Source organism: Pseudomonas sp. KK18 (genome assembly GCF_037094675.1).
Classification (GTDB): Bacteria; Pseudomonadota; Gammaproteobacteria; order Pseudomonadales; family Pseudomonadaceae; genus Aquipseudomonas.
Genome location: NZ_CP146605.1, coordinates 6,646,399 through 6,669,520, shown reverse-complemented (window position 1 = coordinate 6,669,520; position 23,122 = coordinate 6,646,399). Strand labels below are relative to the sequence as shown.

Below are 23,122 nucleotides of genomic sequence, written 5' to 3'. Positions count from 1 at the left end.
TACGATTGGCGCACCGCCGCCGCTGGGAGAGACGCGATGTTCAGCAAGCAAGACCAGATCCAGGGTTATGACGATGCACTGCTGGCGGCCATGAATGCCGAGGAGCAGCGCCAGGAAGATCATATCGAGCTGATCGCGTCAGAGAACTACACCAGCAAGCGTGTCATGGAAGCCCAGGGCAGCGGCCTCACCAACAAGTACGCCGAAGGTTACCCGGGCAAGCGTTACTACGGCGGCTGCGAGCACGTGGACAAGGTCGAAGTGCTCGCCATCGAGCGTGCCAAGCAGCTGTTCGGTGCCGATTACGCCAACGTGCAGCCGCACTCCGGTTCGTCCGCCAACAGCGCGGTGTACCTGGCGCTGTTGAACGCCGGTGACACCATCCTCGGCATGAGCCTGGCCCACGGCGGCCACCTGACCCACGGCGCCAAAGTGTCGTCCTCGGGCAAGCTGTACAACGCGGTGCAATACGGCATCGACACCAACACCGGGCTGATCGACTACGACGAAGTCGAGCGCCTGGCCGTGGAGCACAAGCCGAAGATGATCGTGGCGGGTTTCTCCGCCTACTCCAAGACCCTGGATTTCCCGCGCTTTCGCCAGATCGCCGACAAGGTCGGTGCGCTGCTGTTCGTCGACATGGCCCACGTCGCCGGCCTGGTGGCCGCTGGTCTGTACCCGAACCCGCTGCCCTACGCCGATGTGGTCACCACCACCACCCACAAGACCCTGCGCGGTCCACGTGGCGGGTTGATCCTGGCCAAGTCCAACGAAGAAATTGAAAAGAAACTCAACTCTGCGGTATTCCCGGGCGCCCAGGGCGGCCCGCTGATGCACGTGATCGCCGGCAAGGCGGTGTGCTTCAAGGAAGCCCAGGAACCAGGTTTCAAGGCCTATCAACAGCAAGTGATCGACAACGCCCAGGCCATGGCCGGCGTGTTTATCAAACGCGGCTACGATGTAGTGTCCGGCGGCACCGATAACCACCTGTTCCTGGTCAGCCTGATCCGTCAGGGCCTCACCGGCAAAGACGCGGACGCCGCCCTCGGTCGCGCTCACATCACCGTCAACAAGAACGCCGTGCCCAACGACCCGCAGTCGCCCTTCGTGACCTCGGGCCTGCGTATCGGCACGCCGGCGGTGACCACACGCGGCTTCAAAGTGACCCAATGCCTGGAGTTGGCCGGCTGGATCTGCGACATCCTCGACAACCTCGGCGACGCCGATGTGGAGGCCAACGTCGCCAAGCATGTGGCCGCCCTGTGCGCTGATTTCCCGGTTTATCGCTGAGCGCGGTTTTGGAGTAATGACTATGCAACGCTACTCGGGCTTCGGCCTCTTCAAGCACTCACTCAGCCACCACGAAAACTGGCAGAAGATGTGGCGCACGCCCACCCCGAAAAAGGTCTACGACGTGGTCATCGTTGGCGGCGGCGGGCATGGTCTGGCGACGGCTTACTACCTGGCCAAGGAGCACGGCATCACTAACGTGGCCGTGGTCGAGAAAGGCTGGCTGGGCGGCGGTAACACCGCGCGCAACACCACCATCGTGCGGTCCAACTACCTGTGGGACGAGTCGGCGCACCTGTACGAACACGCGATGAAACTCTGGGAAGGTTTGTCCCAGGATTTGAACTACAACGTGATGTTCTCCCAGCGTGGCGTCTACAACCTGTGCCACACCCTGCAGGACATCCGTGACTCCGAGCGTCGCGTCAGCGCCAACCGCCTGAACGGCGTGGACGGCGAGCTGCTTAACGCCAAACAAGTGGCCGACGAGATCCCGTACCTCGACTGCTCCAAGAACACTCGCTACCCGGTAATGGGCGCCACTGTGCAACGGCGCGGCGGCGTGGCCCGTCACGATGCCGTGGCCTGGGGCTTTGCCCGCGCCGCTGACGCACTGGGCGTGGACCTGATCCAGCAGACCGAAGTCATCGGTTTCCGCAAGGAAAACGGTGTGTGCATCGGCGTGGAAACCAACAAAGGCTTCATCGGTGCCAAGCGCGTCGGCGTGGTGACGGCGGGTAACTCCGGCCACATGGCTTCGCTCGCGGGCTTCCGCCTGCCGATCGAATCCCACCCGCTGCAAGCACTGGTGTCGGAGCCGATCAAACCGATTATCGACAGCGTGATCATGTCCAACGCCGTGCACGGTTACATCAGCCAGTCCGACAAGGGCGACCTGGTGATCGGCGCCGGTATCGACGGCTACAACGGCTATGGCCAGCGCGGCTCGTACCCGGTGATCGAGCACACCATCCAGGCCATCGTCGAGATGTTCCCGGTGCTGTCCCGCGTGCGCATGAACCGTCAGTGGGGCGGCATCGTCGACACCACGCCGGACGCCTGCCCGATCATCTCCAAGACCCCGGTCCCGAACATGTTCTTCAACTGCGGTTGGGGCACTGGTGGCTTCAAGGCCACACCCGGCTCAGGCAACGTATTTGCCGCGAGCCTCGCCAAGGGTGAAATGCACCCGTTGGCTGCACCTTTCTCCATCGACCGTTTCCACAACGGTGCGCTGATCGACGAACACGGCGCTGCGGCCGTCGCCCACTAACAGGAGAAATTCCCTATGTTGCATATCTTCTGTCCTCACTGTGGCGAACTGCGCTCCGAAGAGGAATTCCACGCCTCCGGCCAAGCGCACATCCCGCGCCCACTGGACCCGAACACCTGCACCGACGAGGAGTGGGGCGACTACATGTTCTTCCGCGACAACCCGCGCGGCCTGCACCACGAGCTGTGGATTCACGCTGCCGGTTGCCGCCAGTATTTCAACGCGACCCGCGACACCGTGACCTACGAAATTCTTGAAACCTACAAGATTGGCAGCAAGCCGCAATTCACCGCCAAGGCTTCTGGAGAGAAGGTATGAGCCAGATCAATCGCCTGTCCAACGGTGGTCGCATCGACCGTAACAAAGCCCTGAGCTTTACCTTCAACGGCCAGAGCTACAAAGGCTTTGAAGGCGACACATTGGCCGCCGCGCTGCTGGCCAACGGCGTCGACATCATCGGTCGCAGCTTCAAGTATTCCCGCCCGCGCGGCATCTTCGCCGCCGGTGCCGAAGAGCCGAACGCGGTGCTGCAGATCGGCGCCACCGAAGCCACGCAAATCCCCAACGTGCGCGCCACGCAACAGGCGCTGTACCAGGGTTTGGTCGCCACCAGCACCAACGGCTGGCCGAGCGTGAACAACGACATGATGGGCATTCTCGGCAAGGTCGGCGGCAAGCTGATGCCTCCGGGTTTCTACTACAAAACCTTCATGTACCCGCAATCGTTCTGGATGACTTACGAGAAGTACATTCGTAAGGCAGCCGGTCTTGGCCGCTCGCCGACCGAGAACGATCCGGACACCTACGACTACATGAACCGTCATTGCGACGTGCTGATTGTGGGCGCGGGCCCTGCCGGCCTGGCGGCTGCGTTGGCCGCTGCCCGCAGTGGCGCCCGGGTGATCATCGCGGACGAGCAGGAAGAGTTCGGCGGCTCCTTGCTGGACTCCCGCGAAAGCCTCGATGGCAAGCCTGCGGCCGAGTGGGTTGCCAGTGTGATTGCTGAACTCAAGGCCCTGCCGGACGTGGTGCTGCTGCCTCGCGCCACCGTCAACGGTTACCACGACCATAACTTCCTGACCATTCACGAACGCCTCACCGACCACCTCGGTGACCGTGCGCCGATCGGCCAGGTGCGTCAGCGTATCCACCGGGTTCGCGCCAAGCACGTGGTGTTGGCCACCGGTGCGTGCGAGCGTCCGCTGGTGTACGGCAACAACGACGTACCGGGCAACATGCTGGCGGGAGCGGTCTCCACTTACGTGCGTCGCTACGGCGTGGCACCGGGCAAGAAGCTGGTGCTGTCCACCAACAACGATCACGCCTACCGCGTGGCGCTGGACTGGTTCGACGCCGGCCTCAGCGTTGTCGCCGTAGCCGATGCCCGCCACAACCCACGCGGCGCACTGGTTGAAGAAGCTCGCGCCAAAGGCATTCGCATCCTCACCGGCAGCGCCGTGATCGAAGCCCGTGGCAGCAAGCACGTCACTGGCGCCCGCGTTGCGGCCATTGATGTGAAGGCCCATAAAGTCACCAGCCCCGGCGAATGGCTGGACTGCGACCTGGTCGCCAGCTCCGGCGGCTACAGCCCGGTGGTTCACCTGGCCTCGCACCTGGGCGGCAAGCCGACCTGGCGTGAAGACATCCTCGGTTTTGTACCGGGCGAAGCACCGCAGAAACGCGTGTGCGTCGGTGGCATCAATGGCGTCTACGGCCTCGGCGATTCCCTGGCCGACGGTTTTGAAGGTGGCGTGCGCGCTGCCAGCGAAGCCGGGTTTGCGCCGGTGGAAGGTACGCTGCCCAAAGCCTTGAGCCGTCTGGAAGAACCGACCCTGGCGCTGTTCCAGGTACCTCACGAGAAAGCTACCGCACGGGCGCCGAAGCAATTTGTCGACCTGCAGAACGACGTCACCGCGGCCGCCATCGAACTCGCCACCCGCGAGGGTTTCGAGTCGGTGGAGCACGTCAAGCGCTACACCGCACTGGGCTTCGGCACTGACCAGGGCAAGCTCGGCAACGTCAACGGCCTGGCCATCGCGGCCCGTTCGCTGAACGTGACCATCCCGCAGATGGGCACCACCATGTTCCGTCCCAACTACACGCCGGTGACCTTCGGCGCGGTAGCAGGCCGGCACTGTGGGCACATCTTCGAGCCGGTGCGCTACACCGCGCTGCAAGCCTGGCACGTGAAAAACGGCGCCGAGTTTGAGGACGTCGGCCAGTGGAAACGCCCATGGTATTTCCCGCGCAACGGTGAAGACCTGCACGCCGCAGTGAAGCGCGAATGCCTGGCCGTGCGTGACAGCGTCGGCCTGCTGGACGCGTCCACCCTCGGCAAGATCGACATCCAGGGCCCGGATGCCCGCGAGTTCCTCAACCGCATCTACAGCAACGCCTGGACCAAGCTCGACGTGGGCAAGGCCCGCTACGGCCTGATGTGCAAGGAAGACGGCATGGTCTTCGACGACGGCGTGACTGCCTGCCTCGCCGACAACCACTTCCTGATGACCACCACCACCGGCGGCGCAGCGCGCGTGCTGCAGTGGCTGGAAATCTACCAGCAGACCGAATGGCCGGACCTCAAGGTGTACTTCACCTCGGTCACCGACCACTGGGCAACCATGACCTTGTCCGGCCCCAACAGCCGCAAACTGCTGAGCGAAGTCACCGACATCGACCTGGACAAGGACGGCTTCCCGTTCATGACCTGGAAAGAAGGCCTGGTTGGCGGCGTGCCGGCGCGGGTGTTCCGGATTTCGTTTACCGGTGAGCTGTCGTACGAAGTCAACGTGCAGGCCGACTACGCCATGGGCGTGCTCGAGAAAATCGTCGAGGCCGGCAAGCAGTACAACCTGACCCCGTACGGCACCGAAACCATGCACGTGCTGCGGGCCGAGAAGGGTTTCATCATCGTTGGCCAGGATACCGACGGCTCGATGACCCCGGACGACCTGAACATGGGCTGGTGTGTAGGCCGCACCAAACCGTTCTCGTGGCTCGGCTGGCGCGGGATGAATCGCGAGGATTGCGTGCGTGAAGACCGCAAGCAGCTTGTCGGACTCAAGCCGATCGACCCGAACGTGTGGCTGCCGGAAGGCGCGCAGTTGGTGTTCGACGCCAAGCAGACGATCCCGATGAAGATGGTCGGCCACGTCACCTCCAGTTATGCCCACAACTCCCTCGGTTATTCGTTTGCCATGGGCGTGGTGAAGGGCGGCTTGAAGCGCATCGGCGAGCGGGTGTTTGCACCGCTGGCGGATGGCAGCGTGATCGAGGCGGAGATTGTTTCTTCGGTGTTCTTTGATCCTAAAGGCGATCGTCAGAACATCTGACACCTGATCGTTCCCACGCTCCGCGTGGGAATGCATCCCGGGGCGCTCTGCGCCCCAAGAGCGGACGCAGAGCGTCCATGGCGGCATTCCCACGCAGAGCGTGGGAACGATCAAATTCAACACAGGTGCTTTATGACAGCAGCCAATGTTTACCAACAACGCCCCACCTCCGGAGCCAAGGCCGAGTCGTCGCTGCACCATGCCGACCTCGCCAGCCTGGTAGGCAAGGGCCGCAAGAACGCCGGCGTGACCGTGCGTGAAAAGAAACTGCTGGGCCACCTGACCATTCGTGGCGATGGCCATGACGCAGCCTTCGCCGCCGGTGTGCACAAAGCCTTGGGTATCGAATTGCCCGGTGCCCTGCAAGTCATCGTCAAGGGTGAGACCAGCCTGCAATGGCTCGGTCCGGATGAGTGGTTGCTGGTAGTGCCAGGCGGTGAGGAATTCGCCGCCGAGAAAAGCTTGCGTGAGGCGCTGGGTGATTTGCATATCCAGGTCGTCAACGTCAGCGGCGGCCAGCAGATTCTCGAACTCAGCGGCCCCAACGTGCGCGATGTGCTGATGAAATCCACCAGCTACGACGTGCACCCCAACAGCTTCCCGGTGGGCAAGGCGGTGGGCACGGTGTTCGCCAAGTCGCAATTGGTGATTCGCCATACTGCTGAAGACACCTGGGAGCTGGTGATTCGTCGCAGCTTCTCGGATTACTGGTGGCTGTGGTTGCAGGATGCGGCGGCTGAGTATGGTTTAAGCGTCCAGGCCTGATCGTTCCCACGCTCCGCGTGGGAATGCATCCCGGGACGCTCCGCGTCCCAAGAGCGGACGCAGAGCGTCCATTGCGGCGTTCCCACGCAGAGCGTGGGAACGATCAAGGAGTCACGAATAATGAGCCGCGTACCCGATACATGGATTTTGACCGCCGACTGCCCCAGCGTGCTCGGCACGGTGGACGCGGTCACTCGCTACCTGTTCGAGCAGGGCTGCTACGTCACTGAGCACCACTCCTTCGATGACCGGCTCTCGGGCCGGTTCTTCATCCGCGTGGAGTTCCGCCAGCCCGATGGTTTCGACGAACAAGCCTTCCGCGATGGCCTGGCCACCCGTGGCGAAGCCTTCGGCATGATCTTCGAACTGACCGCGCCGAACTACCGGCCGAAAGTGGTGATCATGGTCTCCAAGGCCGATCACTGCCTCAACGATTTGCTCTACCGCCAGCGCATCGGCCAACTGTCGATGGACGTGGTCGCCGTAGTCTCCAACCACCCGGACCTCAAGCCCCTGGCCGACTGGCACCAGATTCCCTATTACCACTTTCCCCTGGACCCCAACGACAAGCCGTCGCAGGAGCGCCAGGTGTGGCAGGTGATCGAAGAGTCCGGCGCCGAGCTGGTGATTCTTGCGCGCTACATGCAAGTGCTGTCGCCGGAGCTGTGCCGCAAGCTTGACGGTAAAGCTATCAACATCCACCACTCCCTGCTGCCCGGTTTCAAGGGCGCCAAGCCGTATCACCAGGCTTACAACAAGGGGGTGAAACTGGTGGGCGCCACTGCGCATTACATCAATAACGATTTGGACGAAGGCCCGATCATCGCCCAGGGCGTGGAGGTGGTGGACCACAGTCACTATCCGGAAGATTTGATTGCCAAGGGACGGGATATCGAAGGCCTGACCCTGGCCCGGGCCGTGGGGTATCACATTGAGCGGCGGGTGTTCTTGAACGCCAATCGGACAGTGGTGCTCTGATGGACGCCTTCGCGAGCAAGCCCGCTCCCACATTCGACCGCATTTCAAAGGTAGGACTCGGTCAACTGTGGGAGCGGGCTTGCTCGCGAAGAGGCCCTTACTAACAACGCAAAAACAGCATCTGTACCCGAGCACTTAAACGCGCTGCCTGCCTGGGCAACGCGGTTCCATAAAAACAACAGCGAGGTGAAAGCATGTCTGGTAATCGTGGTGTCGTGTATCTCGGCAACGGCAAGGTCGAAGTACAGAAAATCGACTATCCCAAAATGCAGGACCCCCGTGGCAGGAAGATTGAGCACGGCGTCATCCTGCGCGTGGTCTCCACCAACATCTGCGGCTCCGACCAACACATGGTGCGCGGCCGCACCACTGCCCAGACCGGCCTGGTCCTGGGCCACGAAATCACCGGCGAAGTGATCGAGAAGGGCAGCGACGTCGAGAACCTGAAGATCGGCGACCTGGTGTCGGTGCCGTTCAACGTCGCATGCGGCCGTTGCCGTTCCTGCAAAGAGCAGCACACCGGCGTGTGCCTGACCGTCAACCCGGCCCGTGCCGGTGGCGCCTACGGCTATGTCGACATGGGCGACTGGACTGGCGGCCAGGCCGAATACGTGCTGGTGCCTTACGCCGACTTCAACCTGTTGAAACTGCCGGACCGCGACAAGGCCATGGAGAAAATCCGCGACCTGACTTGCCTCTCCGACATCCTGCCCACCGGCTACCACGGCGCAGTCACTGCGGGCGTTGGCCCGGGCAGCACGGTCTACATCGCCGGTGCCGGTCCGGTAGGCCTGGCGGCTGCCGCTTCCGCTCGCCTGCTGGGCGCTGCGGTGGTGATCATCGGTGACGTCAACCCGATCCGCCTGGCCCACGCCAAGGCCCAGGGTTTTGAAATTGCCGACCTGTCGAAAGACACTCCGCTGCACGAACAGATCGCTGCGTTGCTGGGCGAGCCGGAAGTGGATTGCGCCGTCGATGCCGTGGGTTTCGAAGCGCGTGGCCATGGTCATGAAGGGGCCAAGGCAGAGGCTCCGGCCACCGTGCTCAACTCGTTGATGGGCGTGGTGCGGGTGGCTGGCAAAATCGGTATTCCGGGCCTGTACGTGACAGAAGACCCGGGCGCCGTGGATGCCGCTGCAAAAATGGGCAGCCTGAGCATTCGTTTCGGCCTGGGCTGGGCCAAGTCCCACAGCTTCCACACCGGGCAAACCCCTGTGATGAAGTACAACCGCCAACTGATGCAGGCGATCATGTGGGACCGTATCAACATTGCCGACATCGTCGGTGTGGAAGTCATCAGCCTGGATGACGCGCCACGCGGGTACGGTGAGTTCGATGCGGGCGTGCCGAAGAAGTTTGTGATTGATCCGCACAAGTTGTTCAGCGCGGCTTAAATCGCGGGCAATTAAAAAGGCGACCTCAGGGTCGCCTTTTTTGCATCTGCGGTTGGGTGGGAGAATCAGCGAATCGCCAAAGCCCCCTGATACACCGTTGGCCCCGTCGGCTGCTTGCTCACCGAGCCGCCCTTGGTTTCCGAACTGACCATCAGTGTCACCGGCTTGCTGATCGACTCCTGCTGGCGAGGGTTGATGCCGATAATGCCTTTGCCGTCTTCCGGCAGCAGGCCCAGCGACACTGGCGTGCCGTCAGCCGGAACCGCCCACAGCTCCAGGCTTTGGTCCGGAGCCGGTGCGGTGGCGGCAATCGGCTGCACTTCGAGGTAATCCTTGTGGGCCACGATCTGCGTGGCCGGTTGCTGGGTGGTGTTCACCAGCAGCGCGGCAGCCTTGACGCTGTCCTGGGTGTAGAGGGCGCCGCCGACGCCTGCCACTATCACCAAACAGGCGCCGACGAACAGGCGTGGGCGGTTCCAGAATGAAGGCTTGTGCTCAATCACTTGGGGGTTGATCGCAGTCATTAGGCTCTTCCTGACATGTTTTGTAGTCTTTCATGGACCCAGTTAACGGCGATCGGTTCCTCATCCGTCGTATTGAGCCTCGGATCAGAGTGATGCCAATTGGCCCTGATACAGCACTGGCCCGGTGGGTTGTCCGGTCGGCGAGCCCCCCTGAGGCTCAAGGCTCACTGCCAGGGTCAGCGGCGCCGTCAGCAGCGCCTGGTGTTCTTTGCTCAACTGGATTCGGCCGTTACCCGACACCGGCAACAACCCCAGGGAGATGGGTTTGCCGCCTGCCGGGATTGCCCACAGTTCCAACGCGCGGGCCGGCTCCACGGCCGCCAGGGTCAGCGGTTCCACTTGCAGGTGATCCGCGTAGGCCTGGATCTTCAGCGCCGGCTGCTGATCAGCCGCCACCAGCGTGGCGTTGTACTCCACCCCAAGATCGCGCTGGTACAACACGCCCACCAACACCGCGATCACCACCCCGCACGCCGCTACCAGCAAGCGCAGGTTCATCCAGAACGGTTTCTTCGCCGGCATATGCAGCACTTGCGGCTCAATGCGCGCCTTGATCCCTTCCCATACGTGGTCCGGCACCGGCCGTTCAGGCAGCGGCCCGGTGAGGCTGGCGAGGGCATCCTGCCAGTGCCCGAGTTCGACGCGCAGCGCCGCGTCATCCCGCAGCAGCGCTTCAAAGCGTCGGCGGGCGGTGGCAGGCATCAGCCCGATGGCGTAGTCAGCCGCCAGGGCGCGGCGCAGGGCGGTGGTCTGGTAGTTCATGATTCAAGGCACCTGCGCAAGCGCTCCATGCCGCGGCGAATCCAGGATTTGACCGAGCCCAGGGGCGCGGCCAGATGTTCGGCCAATTCCGAGCACGACAAGCCCTGGAAGTAAGCCACGGTGATCGACTGGCGCTGCATGCCTTCGAGGCTGTCGAGGCAGCGGTTCAGGGCGAGGGCTTCACGCTCGCTGTCGAGCTGTTCATGGGCGCTGGGGCTTTCGTCGGCGGTGGCGTCCTCCTGGCCTTGGTTCAAGGGTTGTTCGCGGTGTTTGCGCAACTGGTCGATCGCCAGGTTGCGGGTGATATTGACCATCCAGGTCATGGGCGCCGACAGATGGGCCTCATAGCGTGAGGCGTTGTACCAGATGCGCACGAAGCTTTCCTGCAACACCTCCTCGGCCAGATCCTTGCGACCCATGAAACGCAAGGCAACACCATGCAAACGCGGGGAAACGCTGCGATAGAGCGTTTCGAACGCCTGGCGATTACCCAGTGAACACTGGGCCAGCAATTGCCGTAGCTGATCTGCATCGTGGGTCGAAATAGGGCTTCTCCAGGCGCTTGCAACAGGGCGATGGGACGGCGCACGGTAAAGAGGGCAGGCTGAGGTTAGTCCAGCTTGGGCATTCATTCCATCTACCTCCGTGCGGCTCGTGGTGGATATACGCAGCGCAAGGCGCATCGGATGCAGTGGTTTTCTGAACTAATCTGCAGGGAGGGAACAATCCTTCGGCGTACCCAGTCAAACTCCTGCTTTTTGCGCTTACTTTCAGAGGTTGTCTTGATGAAGATTTCACGCGGTTTTGCCCTGTCCTGCCTGTTGACCGTGGCGGCCAGCCCGGTATTTGCGGCAGGTTTCAGCCTCGGCGACGTGGCCAACGCCGTGTCCGGTGCACAAGGTGGCGACAAGGCAGCAGCGGCTGCACCCACTTCACAGACCGCTGGTCTGCTGCAGGCACTGACCTCGCAATTGAACGTGACCCCTGAGCAGGCCGTTGGTGGTACCGGCGCAATGCTGGGCCTGGCCAAGAATAAATTGGGCGGCGGTGATTACTCGCAACTGACCAAAAGCGTACCGGGCCTGGACAAGCTCTCCGGCAGCAACTCCCTGGGCAGCCTCGGCGCCCTGAGCGGCATGCTCGGCCAGAGCGGCGGCAGCAAGACCTCGGGCCTGGATGGCGTGTTGGGTAACGTGAAAAACACCAATGACTTGAACACTGCGTTCAGCGCGCTGGGCATGGACAGCGGGATGGTGGGCCAGTTTGCGCCGGTTATCCTGAAATACCTGGGCGGCCAAGGCGCCAGCGAATCGGTGCTGGGCAAACTGGCTTCGGCCTGGGGCACTGGCGGCTAAGGCCGCTCCGCGCGCAGTTGGGCGATGCGCGCATCCTTCTCCATCCAGAGCTGGTTGACCCAGTTCTGGACGGTCTGGCGAAACGCCGGATCGTTCTCGTAATCCCCCTGCCACAACGCCGGATCCAGCTCTCGGGTACGGATATCCACGATCACCTTCGGCACTGCGCCACTGATCAAGTCCCAGAAGCCGGGAATGTTTTCCTGTGGATAAACCACGGTGACGTCGAGCACCGCATCCAGCTGTTCACCCAACGCCGCGAGCACGAACGCCACGCCACCCGCCTTGGGTTTGAGCAGACGTTCGAAGGGTGAAGCCTGCTGTTTGCGCTTGCCCGGGGTGAACCGCGTGCCTTCCAGGTAATTCACCACGGTGACCGGCTGGCGCTTGAACAACTCGCAGGCCTCTTTGGTGATCTTCAGGTCCTGGCCTGCCAGTTCAGGGTGCCTGGCCAGGAACGCCTTGCTGTAGCGCTTCATGAACGGGTAATCGAGTGCCCACCACGCCAGGCCCAGGAAGGGTACCCAGATCAGTTCCTTTTTCAGGAAGAACTTGAAGAACGGCGTGCGCCGGTTGAGGGCCTGGATCAGTGCGGGGATGTCGACCCAGGATTGATGGTTGCTGATCACCAGGTAAGAAGTGTCACCCCGCAGGTCGCCGCCGCCGCGAATGTCCCATTGGGTAGGGATGCATAGGGCGAAGATCAGCTTGTCGATCTCGGCCCAGGTTTCGGCGATCCACATGACGGCCCAGGAGGCATAGTCACGAAAGCGACCGGGGGCCACCAGCTTGAGCAGGGCAAACACCATCAGCGGCCCGAACAGCACCAGGGTGTTGAGCAACAGCAGCAATGTGACGAAACAGCCGGTGAGCAGGCGGCGCATAAGTAACTCTTGGAATCATTTTTGGCCCGCCATGATAAGCAGCTTGGGCCTGGAGACCAAATCGCAAATAAGCTTACGAATGTTTCACAGCGGGCTGGGTATGCTCTGTGATCTAACTAAGCAGCGAATTTGCAGTCTAGAATTGGCCCACTTATTTCAAGGAAACCTCCTACGTGAAATCCATCCTTGCCCTGCTAACGCTGGTGGCCTTGCCTGTCATGGCCGCCGAGCCGACCCTTTACGGTCGCTACGAATACATCCAACTGCCGGAAATCGGTGAGACCTTCAAGGCCAAGATGGACACCGGCGCGCTGACCGCCTCGCTGTCGGCCCGGGACATCGAGACCTTCACCCGTGATGGCGACGACTGGGTACGCTTCCGCCTCGGCGGCAAGGACGCCACCAACAAGGTGTACGAGCACAAGGTTTCGCGCATCAGCAAAATCAAGAGCCGCGCCGACGAAGATGACGACAAGGACGAAGCCACCGTGGCCAAGCGCCCGGTGATCGACCTGGAAATGTGCCTGGGCAACGTCAAGCGCACCGTCGAGGTCAACCTCACCGACCGCAGCAGCTTCAACTACCCGCTGCTGATCGGCGCCAAGGCCCTGCGTGAATTCGGCGCTGCGGTAAACCCGGCCCGCCGTTACACTGCGGACAAACCGGACTGCTGACGGAACACCATGGCGCATATCCTGATTGTCGAAGACGAAGCGGCTATCGCCGACACGCTGATTTTCGCCCTGCAAGGCGAGGGCTTCACCACCACCTGGTTGAGCCTCGGCCAGGCGGCGCTGGCCCATCAGCGGCAAACCCCGGCGGACCTGGTCATCCTCGACATCGGCCTGCCGGACATCACCGGCTTCGAAACCTGCAAGCAACTGCGGCGTTTCAGCGAAGTACCGGTGATGTTCCTCAGCGCCCGGGACGGTGAGATCGACCGCGTGGTGGGTCTTGAGATCGGCGCTGACGACTATGTAGTCAAGCCGTTCAGCCCGCGGGAAGTGGCAGCGCGGGTACGGGCCATTCTCAAGCGCGTGGGCCCCGGTGCTGCTCCGGCGGTGTTCCAGGTGGACCTGGAGCGCATGCAGATCAGTTATCGCGGCCAGCCCCTGAGCCTCACTCGCCATGAATTCCGTCTGCTGCACAGCCTGCTGGAGCAACCCGAGCGCGTGTTCAGCCGCGAGCAACTGCTGGATGCGGTGGGCGTGGCGGCGGACGCAGGCTACGAGCGCAATATCGACAGCCACATCAAAAGCGTGCGCAGCAAATTGCGCGCGGTGGCGCCCGAGGCGGAGCCCATCCAGACCCATCGCGGCCTTGGCTACAGCTACAGCCCGGGCAACAGCTGATGCGCCTGGGGATCCGGTTCTTCCTGGTGTACGCATTGTTTATCGGCCTGACCGGCTACTTCGTACTCAGCACCGTGATGAAGGAAATCCGCCCCGGCGTGCGCCAGTCCACCGAAGAAACCCTGGTAGACACCGCCAACCTGCTGGCGGAAATCCTGCGCGACGATGTGAAGAACGGCACCCTCGGCCAGAGCCACTGGCCCGAACTGCTCAAGGCCTACGGTGAGCGTCAGCCCGGCGCGAATATCTGGGGCCTGCCGAAAAACCAGGTCAACCACCGCATCTACGTCACCGACGCCAAGGGCATTGTGCTGCTGGACTCCAGCGGCGAGGCCGTAGGCGAGGATTACTCGAAGTGGAATGACGTGTACCTGACCCTGCGCGGCGAATACGGTGCGCGCTCGACCCGCAGCGAACTGGACGACCCTGCCTCTTCGGTGATGCACGTCGGCGCGCCGATCCGCGATAGCGGGCAGATCATCGGCGTGGTTACTGTGGCCAAGCCCAACAGTTCACTGCAACCCTATGTGGACCGCACCGAAGACCGGCTGCTGTGGTACGGCGCCGGGCTGGTCGCCCTGGGCTTGCTGTTTGGTGCGCTGTTGTCGTGGTGGTTGAGTGTCGCACTGCGCCGGCTGACGGCGTATGCCCAGGCGGTGAGTGAAGGCCGGCGTGCCGAGTTGCCGCACTATCGCGGCGGTGAACTGGAGCAGTTGTCCACCGCCGTGGAACACATGCGCACCCAGCTGGAAGGCAAGGCGTACGTCGAACGTTATGTGCACACCCTGACCCACGAATTGAAAAGCCCGCTGGCGGCGATTCGTGGTGCGGCGGAGCTGTTGCAGGGCGACATGTCCCGTGACCAGCAGCAGCGTTTCGTGAGCAATATCGACAGTGAAAGTGCGCGCTTGCAGCAGTTGATCGAACGCCTGCTGAACCTGGCGCAGGTGGAGCAGCGCCAGGGCCTTGAGGACCAGGCCAGCCTGTCGTTGGCGGCGCTGGTGGACGAAGTGCTCAGGGCTCAATGTGCGCGCATTGAAGGCGCCGGGTTGCAGGTCGAGCAGGCGATTGACGCGGATCTGCAGGTGTACGGCGAGCCGTTCCTGCTGCGCCAGGCACTGGGTAACCTGCTGGAAAACGCACTGGATTTCACACCGCCCGGTGGCACATTGCGGTTCAGCGCCAAGGCCTTGGATGACGGGATCGAATTCACCCTGTTCAACCAGGCCGAAGCCATTCCCGAGTACGCGTTGCCGCGCCTGAGCGAGCGCTTCTATTCCCTGCCGCGCCCGGCCAGCGGGCGCAAGAGCACCGGCCTTGGGCTGAATTTTGTCGAAGAGGTGATGAAGCTGCACGGCGGCTCATTGCAGATCGGCAACGTGCCCGGCGGCGTGCAGGTAAAACTGCATCTCCACACAGTCTCCACATTCCCTTCATAAATCCCCCTTAAGCGCCCGCCAGACTCTCCCCCATCAAAACAGGGAGAGCTTCATGAACCGCAATCTGCTTTTCAAATTGGGCGCCATCGCGCTGCTGATCGTGCTGTTGTTGATTCCGTTGCTGATGATCCACGGGGTGATTACCGACCGTCAGCAACTGCGCGACGACGTCTTGCAGGATATCGCCCGCAGTTCCAGCTACAGCCAGCGCCTCAATGGCCCGGTGCTGGTGGTGCCTTATCGCAAGACCGTCCGGGAGTGGAAGCTCAATGAAAAGCTCAACGAACGCTACGAAGAAACCCGCGAGGTGCGTGGTCATCTGTATTTCCTGCCGGAGCAATTTGCCCTCGACGGGCAGGTGCAAACCGAAGTGCGCGCCCGGGGCATCTACCAGGCGCGGTTGTTCCACGCCGACAGCCGTATCAGTGGGCGGTTTGTGTTGCCGGAGCAGTGGGGCATCACGGAAAACTTTGCCGATTACCGCTTTGAGCCGGCGTATCTGGCAGTGGGTATCAGCGACATTCGCGGCATCGAAAATGCGTTGAAGCTGGAGCTGGGCAGCCAGCAACTGGCGTTTTCCCCGGGCACTCAAGTGGCTTGGCTGGGGGAGGGTGTGCACGTGATGCTGCCCGAGCAGGACAGCCACAATCCGTCACCTTTTGACTTCGCCTTTGACCTGCGCCTGCAAGGAACCGAGCAGTTGCAAGTGGTGCCGGTGGGCAAGACCAGCCAGGTCAAGCTCGCGTCCAACTGGCCGCACCCCAGCTTTATCGGCAACTTCCTGCCGACCCAGCGCGAGGTCACCGCCCAAGGCTTCAGCGCCAATTGGCAGACCACATTCTTCTCCACCAACCTGGAAGAAGCACTGCGCGGTTGCCTGGCCGAGCGCGGCTGTGACGACTTCAACAGCCGCAGCTTCGGCGTGAGCTTTATCGACCCGGTGGACCAGTACCTCAAGAGCGATCGGGCGATCAAATATGCGCTGCTGTTCATTGCCCTGACGTTTGCCGGTTTCTTCCTGTTCGAGGTGCTCAAGAGCCTGGCGGTGCACCCGATCCAGTACGCGCTGGTGGGGGTTGCCCTGGCGTTTTTCTACCTGCTGCTGTTGTCGTTGTCCGAGCACATCGGGTTTGGCCCGGCTTACCTGATATCGGCGGCGGCCTGTGTGTTGCTGATCGGGTTTTACGTCTGCCATGTGCTGCGCAGTGTCGCCCATGGCCTGGGGTTTTCAGCAGGGTTGGCGGCGTTGTATGGCTTGCTGTACGGGTTGCTGAGTGCCGAGGATTACGCGTTGTTGATGGGCTCGTTGCTGCTGTTCGGGTTGCTGGGCACGGTGATGGTGCTGACCCGCAAGCTGGATTGGTATGGGGTGGGCAAACGCAAGGAGGTGGGTGATGAGTAGGTCGTTGGGGTTGCGGGAAGATCAGCAAGAGGGCGCGCAGTTAGTGGTGAGGATTAACGCGCTATTCCCTTTGGCCCGGGAGCTTTTTGTGGCGAGGGAGCTTGCTCCCGCTGGGCTGCGCAGCGGCCCCAAAAATCTTGGGAGCGCTTCGCACTCCAGCGGGAGCAAGCTCCCTCACCACAAAAGAACCCTTGCAGCAGGTTAGGCCGGTGGCTGGGTCTGGAGCATCGACGGCCGCTGACTCACCTCGGCATACCACGCCGCCAGCTTCGGATGGCTCGACCGCCACTGCATGTCCGGGTGGCGGAAGTCCAGATAAGCCAGTGCACACGCCACGCTGATCGCGGCCACGTCAAACGGCCCGGCCAGTTCGGCGATGGCGTCCTGTTCGAGCATGTCGAGGGCGCGGCGGATCTTGTCGCGCTGGCCTTCCAGCCACAGGTCCCAATGTTTTTCCTCGGGGCGCATGGCGGTTTCATAACGCACCAGTACGGCGGCATCCATGATGCCGTCGGCGGTCGAGGCCAGGGTCAGGCGCCGCCAGCGGGCCGGGCCGTTACGGGGGATCAGTGGAGTCCCGGTGTGTTGGTAGTCGAGGTAATCGAGGATCACCCGGCTGTCGTGCAGCGCATTGCCGTCGGCCAGGCGCAGGGCGGGGATCTTGCCCAGCGCGTTGTCCTGGATTACGTCGGCGTCAGGCTTGACAGGCGTCGGCACGCAGGCGTGCAAGGTCACGCGGTCCAGTTGACCGGTCTCGTGCAACAACACCCGTACTTTGCGCACAAACGGCGAGGCAGGGTTGTGGAACAACGTCATGCTGGGGGTGGACATGGGCATTCCTCGGAAAAGGGCAGCGCTAATCTATCTCAACGCTTGAGCAACGCCCAGCTACCTATGGCGGCCGGAATGCCCAGCCCCACCCAGCTCAGCGAATCCCACAAGCCGTCCCCCAGCAATGCCGCAAACAATCCGGCAGCACTCAACAACCCGATGGCCAGCGGAATGCCGAATACCTTCCAGAAACTCGATTGCCTCGGCTTCATGACTTGGCCGCCTTGCGCCGCACCAGCCACAGGTACACGCCACTGCCCAGGACGATGATGGTCAGCACATCCAGCACCGCCCACAGGATCTTCATCGGCATGCCGCCGTAGTCACCGAAGTGCAGCGGCTGGGACATGCCCATGGTGTCCATGTACCACGGCCGTTCGGCGATGGCGGTGACGTGCAGGTTGCTGGCGTCGATCAATACCGGCGTCAGCAGGTGTGAAGTCAGGTGGGTGCTGCCTTTCATGAACACCGCGTAGTGATGCTCGCTGGAGAAACGCGTGCCGGGGAACGCGATAAAGTCCGGCTCCATCCCGGGCGCGGCCTTGGCGGCAATCGTCAGCAGGTCGGTGGCGGGGGCGCGCAGGGTCAGCGGCGGGGCGTTTTTGTAAGGCTCGATCATTGCGCTGAGGCTGTCGGTGCGCCACGCGGCGATGATCAGGTCGGCGCAGGCGCTGATCACGCCGGTCACGCCCACTACCAGCGCCCAGGTCAGGGTGACCACGCCGATCAGGTTGTGCAGGTCGAGCCAGCGCAGGCGCGTGGATTTGTCCTGGCGCACGGTGGCGAATTTCAGCCGGCGCATGAACGGCAGGTACAACACCGTGCCGGAGATGATCGCCAGCACAAACAGAATGCCCATGAACGCCAGCAGCAACTTGCCCGGCAGCCCGGCGAACATATCGACGTGCAGGCGCAGCAGGAACATCGTCAGCCCGCCGTTGGCCGAAGGCGTTTCCACGGCCTCGCCGGTGCGGGCGTCGAGCATGAAGGTGTGGGAGGAATTGGGTTCGGTGCCGGCGGTGGCGGCCATGATCGCGATCACGCCGTTCTTGTCGTCTTCGTCCCAGGCCAGGTATTGCATGGCTTCGCCGGGGCGATGGGCCTGGGCTTTGGCAACAAGCTGTTCGAGGTTCAGCTGTGGGGTATCGGCGGGCATCTGTGCCAGCTCGGGTTCGTTGCCCAGCAGGTGGTCGATCTCGTGGTGAAAGATCAACGGCAGGCCGGTGAGGGCGAGCAGCAGCAGGAATACGGTGCAGACGAGGCTGGTCCAGGTGTGGATGAAGGACCAGCGGCGGATGGTTTTGCTTTTCATTTTCTAGCCTTCAGACACACCGAAGCCGCCCACGGGGGCGGCCCGGTTGTTAACTCAGCCGATTACCACTGGTAGGTGGCACTGGCGACGACGCTGCGTTGGTCGCCGTAGTAGCAGTAGGAAGCATCGCAGGTGGAAATGTAGTCCTTGTCGAACAGGTTGGTGGCATTCAGTTTCACCGAAGCCCCCTTGAGGCTGTTGTCCAGGCGGCCGAGGTCGTAATGCACGGAGGCATCGAACACGGTGTAGGCATTGGCCTTGCCCAGCCAGGTGTTGCCCTGGTCGCCATAGGTATTGCCGGTGTAGCGGGCACCCGCGCCAATGCCGAAACCGTCGAGCACACCGGCGTGCCAGGTGTAGTCGGTCCACAGTGAGGCTTGCTGGTTTGGCATCAGTTGCAGGCGGTTGCCTTTGTATTGGCCTTTTTGCACTTCGGATTTGGCCAGGGTGTATGCAGCGATGACCTTAAGGTTCTCGGTCACGTCAGAGACGGCTTCCAATTCCAGGCCCTTGACCTTCACTTCGCCGGTCTGGTTGGTGATTGACTGGCCACCGGCGCCGAAGCTGGTAACCAGCACGTTCTTTTGGGTCAGGTCGTACACCGCGGCGCTCAGCAGGGTATTTGAGCCGGGTGGTTGGTACTTGACCCCCAATTCCCATTGCTTGCCTTCGGTGGGTTTGTACGACTCGGTTGGCGAGACGCTGGCGTTACTCGCTGGCTGGAACGATTCGGCGTAGGAGAGGTACGGAACGAAGCCCGAATCGAACACATAGCTCAGCGCGGCGTTGCCACTGAAGTTCTTGCTGCGGTCGGTATTGGTTGCATCGTTTTTGTTGAAGTAGGTGGTGCCTTGGTGCACCCAGTCTTCACGCCCGCCAAGAGTCAGGCGCCACTTGTCCAGGGCCATCTGGTCCTGGGCGTAAAGGCCAGTCTGGATGGTTTTCTGGTTGTAGTCGTAATAAGCGGTGGAGCGCGCCGGACGCACCACCGGCTTGGTGTTGACGGGGTTGTAGAGGTTGACTGTGCCGCCGTCACCGAAGATCGACAGGTACGAGGTGTCGGTGCGCTGGTGATCCAGGCCGAGCAACAGCGTGTGGGTGATATCACCGGTGGCGAAGTCAGCCTGGAAATTGTTGTCGACGGCGAACTGGCCGATGTTTTCGTCGACGTTGGTCGACCCGCGGCTGGTATTGCCCTCGGCATCAATGGTCGAGTAACCGTAGGAACCCACGGTCAGTTGCTGGAAAGCCAGCTCCGACTTGGTGTAACGCAGGTTCTGCTTGAACTGCCAGGTATCGTTGAAGCGATGCTCGAAGGCGTAGCCCAGCGCGTAGTAGGTGCGGTCGTAGTACTCGTAGTCCGGGTCGCCGAGGTTCTTGTGATGAGAGATGTCCCCCAGCGGCGATTTGATCTTGGTGCCGACAATGGGCAGGAACTGACTGGTGGCGCCGGTATCGTCGCGGGTGAACTGCGACAGGAACGTCAGCTTGGTGTCGGTATCAATATTCCAGGTCAGGCTGGGCGCGATGTTGTAGCGCTTGTTGTCGATGTGATCGACCTGGGTGCCGGCGTCGCGCACCACACCGCTGAGGCCGTAGAGAAACTGGCCTTCATCATCGATCTTGCCGGTGCTGGCGAAGTTGATCTGGCGGTAGTTGTCGCTGCCGTACTGCACCTGGATGGCATTGCTCGATTCAGCGCTGGGGCGGCGGCTGACCATATCCAGCAGGCCACCCGGTGGCGTCTGGCCGTAGACCGACGAGGCCGGCCCACGCAGCAGCGCAAGGCGGTCGAGGTTCCATGTTTCGGCTTTCGGGTTGGCATACACGCCGCGTGGCAGCGGCAATCCGTCGAGGAACTGGGTGGGTTCGAAGCCGCGTACACGCATCCAGTCGTAGCGGGTGTCACTGCCGTAGCTGGCGGACACGATACCGGGCATGTATTTGACGGCGTCATCCAGGTTCTGGACGTTGCGGTCCTGCATTTGCTGGCGAGTGGCGACGGAGATCGAACGCGGGGCTTCGACCAGTGCGGTATCGGTCTTGGTGCCGGCAGCGGTGCGGGTCGCCAGGTAACCATCAACCGGCCCCCATGCGCTTTCCGCGTCGGCCTGGCCGGTAATGCTGGTCTCCGGCAATGCCACGACCCCATCCGGGATCGCTACCAGGCTGAACGTGCCTGCACTGCTTTGCTCCAGTTGCAGCCCGGTCCCGCGCAACGCTTCACGCAATGCGCCTTGTGCATCGAATTGCCCTTTTACCGGCGCGGAAGTCTTGCCCGCTGCCAACCCCGGGTTCAGCGTCAGCGCCAAACCGGCCTGGCTGGCGATCTGGTTCAGGGTGGTGGCCAGCGACGCTGCCGGCAGATTGTAGGCGCGCACACTGGACGCTTGTTCGGCGGCGAGCAACTGGGTGCTGGCCAGCGGGGCGCTGAGGGCAATGGCCACGGCCAACAGGCTGGGGCGCAACAAGGTGTCTAGCGTGCGGGACATAGGGCGGCTCCTGAATGGAAATATTTCTCAATTGCCTATGTGCCGAGCGAGATGCAAAAAGTGATAGGGCTCGATGAAAATAATTTCGATTAGTGGGTGAGTGCTGTTTTTGAGGGCCTCATCGCAGGCAAGTCAGCTCCCACAGGGGAACGCATTCCACCTGTGGAAGCTGGCTTGCCTGCGATGACAATGGCCTATGCACCACAGGAGCCTACGGCTTGGGCGCCACCGTCACCCACCACGGCGTGTGTTGTTGAATCTGCACCGGCAAGGTCGGCAGCAGCGCGTTCAGTGCCAGGTTGGTGTCGTGCAACGGAAAGCTGCCGGTGATCCGCAGGTCGGCCACCTGTTTATCCACACCCAGGTAACCGGTGCGGTAGCGGCTCAGTTCGGCAACCACATCGCCGAGCCGCGCGTTGTCCACCACCAGCATGCCGCGCGTCCAGGCGTCGGTGCCGGGGCTGACGGCAAGCATCGGGCCGAGGCTGCCGCGGCGCATCAGCACTTGCTGGCCTTCCTTGAAGATCTGCTCTTGATGCAGCGCTTCAGGCTGTGCGCCGACGGCAGACTGCAACACGCTGAGGCGGGTGCCATCTTCCTCGCGCTTGACGATAAACCGTGTGCCCAGGGCGCGCAGGCTGCCTTCGCGGGTTTCGACAAAAAACGGGCGGGCGTCGTTGTGGCCGGTTTCGACAAGGATCTCGCCTTCCTGCAATACGATCAGCCGACGTTTCTCGTCAAAGCGCACGTCAATGGCGCTGTGGGTGTTGAGGTTGATCACGGTGCCATCCGCCAGCTTCAGGGTGCGCTGTTCACCGGTGGCGGTGCGCTGGTCGGCCAGCCAATAGTTGAGCGGCACGTAGCGCTGGCCGACGAACAATGCCAGGCCGCACACCAGCACCACACTGGCCAGGCCGCTGCCGAGCTTGCGCACGCGGCGGCGAATGCCTTCGCGTGACTGCAGCAATGCCGCACGGGCCGGGCCCGAGGCCACACTGAAACGCTGATCGAGCATGCCCAACTGGCGCCAGGCGCGGGCGTGTTCTTCGTTGCTGGCCAGCCATTTGGCGAATTCTTCCTGCTCCACGGCACTGCCGTCGCCCGAGTCGAGGGACAGTTGCCAGGCAATGGCCGCGTCGAGCACCCGCGCCGACACCGGCTTGGAACTGACCGGGCTCACAGCGGCTCGCCATACAGGGCGATGTAGCACTGGCGGATACCCTGGGCCAGGTATTGCCGCACCCGCGGCACGGAAACCCCCAGGCGCTGGGCGATTTCGGCGTGGCCCATGCCGTCCAGGCGGTTATAGAGGAAGGCCGCGCGGGCCTTGCTCGAGAGTTTGCCCAGCAGGCGGTCGATGGCCTTGAGGTCTTCGAGGATCAGTTGCTGTTCTTCCGGGGACGGGTGCTCGCTTTCCGGGATCAGCATCAGTTCGGTGAGGTAAGCCTGTTCCAGCGCGGCGCGGCGGAAATAATCGAACAGCAGGCCCTTGGCGATGGCCACCAGGAACGCCCGCGGCTCGCGGGGTTCACGCAGTTCTTCACGGCCCAGCAGGCGCATGAAGGTGTCCTGGCTGAGGTCTTCGGCGCGGCTGGGGCAGGCCACGTTGCGTCGCAGCCACGCCAACAGCCAGCGGCGATGGTCGCGGTACAACGCGCCAACAAGCTCACTGTGGGGACTTTGGATTGACGACAAGGCGACACCGATCGGAAAGTTTAAACTAACGAGAATTATTCG

General features: G+C 62.3%; 22 protein-coding genes. 12 read left to right on the top strand and 10 right to left on the bottom strand.

Features of this window, described 5'->3' with window-relative positions; genetic code table 11:
• The first annotated feature begins 36 nt into the window (after positions 1-36).
• The 7 genes from glyA to fdhA all read left to right on the top strand — a co-directional run bounded on the left by glyA (position 37) and on the right by fdhA (position 9,032).
• Positions 37-1,290 (top strand): serine hydroxymethyltransferase, encoded by a 1,254-nt coding sequence (glyA, locus tag V6607_RS30365; RefSeq protein WP_008434333.1) that lies wholly within the window; start codon positions 37-39, stop codon positions 1,288-1,290.
• Between the two features lie 22 nt (positions 1,291-1,312).
• Positions 1,313-2,563, top strand: a complete 1,251-nt coding sequence (locus V6607_RS30360; protein ID WP_003209185.1) for a sarcosine oxidase subunit beta — start codon at positions 1,313-1,315, stop codon at positions 2,561-2,563.
• Between the two features lie 15 nt (positions 2,564-2,578).
• Positions 2,579-2,881 carry a sarcosine oxidase subunit delta gene (locus V6607_RS30355; RefSeq protein WP_093204269.1) on the top strand — a complete coding sequence of 101 codons (303 nt, stop codon included), beginning with the start codon at positions 2,579-2,581 and terminating at the stop codon, positions 2,879-2,881.
• Entirely contained in the window at positions 2,878-5,895 is a 3,018-nt protein-coding gene (locus V6607_RS30350; protein WP_134327438.1) for a sarcosine oxidase subunit alpha, read from the top strand. Before V6607_RS30355 ends, V6607_RS30350 begins: the two co-directional genes overlap by 4 nt.
• Positions 5,896-6,027: 132 nt before the next feature.
• Positions 6,028-6,660, top strand: a complete 633-nt coding sequence (gene soxG / locus V6607_RS30345) for a sarcosine oxidase subunit gamma family protein (RefSeq protein WP_102604381.1) — start codon at positions 6,028-6,030, stop codon at positions 6,658-6,660.
• 120 nt (positions 6,661-6,780) lie between these two features.
• On the top strand, positions 6,781-7,638 hold the full coding sequence (purU, locus tag V6607_RS30340; RefSeq protein ID WP_003209192.1) for a formyltetrahydrofolate deformylase: 858 nt from the start codon (positions 6,781-6,783) through the stop codon (positions 7,636-7,638).
• Positions 7,639-7,832: 194 nt separating this feature from the next.
• Positions 7,833-9,032 (top strand): formaldehyde dehydrogenase, glutathione-independent, encoded by a 1,200-nt coding sequence (fdhA, locus tag V6607_RS30335; RefSeq protein WP_003209194.1) that lies wholly within the window; start codon positions 7,833-7,835, stop codon positions 9,030-9,032.
• 65 nt (positions 9,033-9,097) lie between these two features.
• Here fdhA and V6607_RS30330 read toward each other — a convergent pair whose 3' ends face one another.
• The 3 genes from V6607_RS30330 to V6607_RS30320 form a co-directional block, all read right to left on the bottom strand.
• Positions 9,098-9,556, bottom strand: a complete 459-nt coding sequence (locus tag V6607_RS30330) for an anti-sigma factor (protein WP_003209196.1) — start codon at positions 9,554-9,556, stop codon at positions 9,098-9,100.
• Positions 9,557-9,640: 84 nt separating this feature from the next.
• On the bottom strand, positions 9,641-10,318 hold the full coding sequence (locus V6607_RS30325; RefSeq protein WP_087694755.1) for an anti-sigma factor: 678 nt from the start codon (positions 10,316-10,318) through the stop codon (positions 9,641-9,643).
• Positions 10,315-10,950, bottom strand: coding sequence for a sigma-70 family RNA polymerase sigma factor (locus V6607_RS30320; protein WP_166742180.1), 636 nt, complete (start codon positions 10,948-10,950; stop codon positions 10,315-10,317). Before V6607_RS30320 ends, V6607_RS30325 begins: the two co-directional genes overlap by 4 nt.
• Positions 10,951-11,103: 153 nt before the next feature.
• Between V6607_RS30320 and V6607_RS30315 the strand changes: the two genes are divergently transcribed.
• The gene (locus V6607_RS30315; protein ID WP_003209203.1) at positions 11,104-11,673 is read left to right on the top strand and encodes a DUF2780 domain-containing protein; all 570 of its coding nucleotides are present in this window, start codon (positions 11,104-11,106) and stop codon (positions 11,671-11,673) included.
• Here the strand turns inward: V6607_RS30315 and V6607_RS30310 are convergent.
• A complete protein-coding gene (locus V6607_RS30310) occupies positions 11,670-12,557 on the bottom strand; it encodes an acyltransferase (protein WP_134327436.1) in 888 nt (295 codons plus the stop codon). The genes V6607_RS30315 and V6607_RS30310 overlap by 4 nt on opposite strands.
• A gap of 173 nt (positions 12,558-12,730) precedes the next feature.
• On the opposite strand from V6607_RS30310, the gene V6607_RS30305 reads away from it, so the two are divergent.
• Genes V6607_RS30305 through creD form a run of 4 tightly spaced genes read left to right on the top strand, consistent with a single transcriptional unit; the run spans position 12,731 to position 16,750 of the window.
• On the top strand, positions 12,731-13,231 hold the full coding sequence (locus V6607_RS30305) for an ATP-dependent zinc protease (RefSeq protein WP_003209205.1): 501 nt from the start codon (positions 12,731-12,733) through the stop codon (positions 13,229-13,231).
• A gap of 9 nt (positions 13,232-13,240) precedes the next feature.
• The gene (gene creB / locus V6607_RS30300) at positions 13,241-13,909 is read left to right on the top strand and encodes a two-component system response regulator CreB (protein WP_003209207.1); all 669 of its coding nucleotides are present in this window, start codon (positions 13,241-13,243) and stop codon (positions 13,907-13,909) included.
• On the top strand, positions 13,909-15,348 hold the full coding sequence (creC, locus tag V6607_RS30295) for a two-component system sensor histidine kinase CreC (protein ID WP_008434344.1): 1,440 nt from the start codon (positions 13,909-13,911) through the stop codon (positions 15,346-15,348). The genes creB and creC overlap by 1 nt, the downstream gene beginning before the upstream one ends.
• A 52-nt stretch (positions 15,349-15,400) precedes the next feature.
• Positions 15,401-16,750 carry a cell envelope integrity protein CreD gene (gene creD, locus V6607_RS30290; RefSeq protein ID WP_008434346.1) on the top strand — a complete coding sequence of 450 codons (1,350 nt, stop codon included), beginning with the start codon at positions 15,401-15,403 and terminating at the stop codon, positions 16,748-16,750.
• Between the two features lie 201 nt (positions 16,751-16,951).
• Here creD and V6607_RS30285 read toward each other — a convergent pair whose 3' ends face one another.
• From V6607_RS30285 to V6607_RS30260, 6 genes are all read right to left on the bottom strand, one after another.
• Positions 16,952-17,581: a glutathione S-transferase gene (locus tag V6607_RS30285; protein WP_008434349.1), complete on the bottom strand. Its 630-nt coding sequence runs from the start codon at positions 17,579-17,581 to the stop codon at positions 16,952-16,954.
• Between the two features lie 35 nt (positions 17,582-17,616).
• A complete protein-coding gene (locus V6607_RS30280) occupies positions 17,617-17,793 on the bottom strand; it encodes a hypothetical protein (RefSeq protein ID WP_003209216.1) in 177 nt (58 codons plus the stop codon).
• On the bottom strand, positions 17,790-18,893 hold the full coding sequence (locus V6607_RS30275; protein ID WP_134327434.1) for a PepSY-associated TM helix domain-containing protein: 1,104 nt from the start codon (positions 18,891-18,893) through the stop codon (positions 17,790-17,792). Before V6607_RS30275 ends, V6607_RS30280 begins: the two co-directional genes overlap by 4 nt.
• Positions 18,894-18,955: 62 nt before the next feature.
• On the bottom strand, positions 18,956-21,385 hold the full coding sequence (locus V6607_RS30270; RefSeq protein WP_134327433.1) for a TonB-dependent siderophore receptor: 2,430 nt from the start codon (positions 21,383-21,385) through the stop codon (positions 18,956-18,958).
• A gap of 211 nt (positions 21,386-21,596) precedes the next feature.
• Complete coding sequence (locus tag V6607_RS30265; RefSeq protein ID WP_134327432.1) at positions 21,597-22,565, bottom strand: FecR family protein; 969 nt, start codon at positions 22,563-22,565, stop codon at positions 21,597-21,599.
• Positions 22,562-23,080 carry an RNA polymerase sigma factor gene (locus V6607_RS30260; protein WP_134327431.1) on the bottom strand — a complete coding sequence of 173 codons (519 nt, stop codon included), beginning with the start codon at positions 23,078-23,080 and terminating at the stop codon, positions 22,562-22,564. The genes V6607_RS30265 and V6607_RS30260 overlap by 4 nt, the downstream gene beginning before the upstream one ends.
• Positions 23,081-23,122 lie beyond the last annotated feature (42 nt).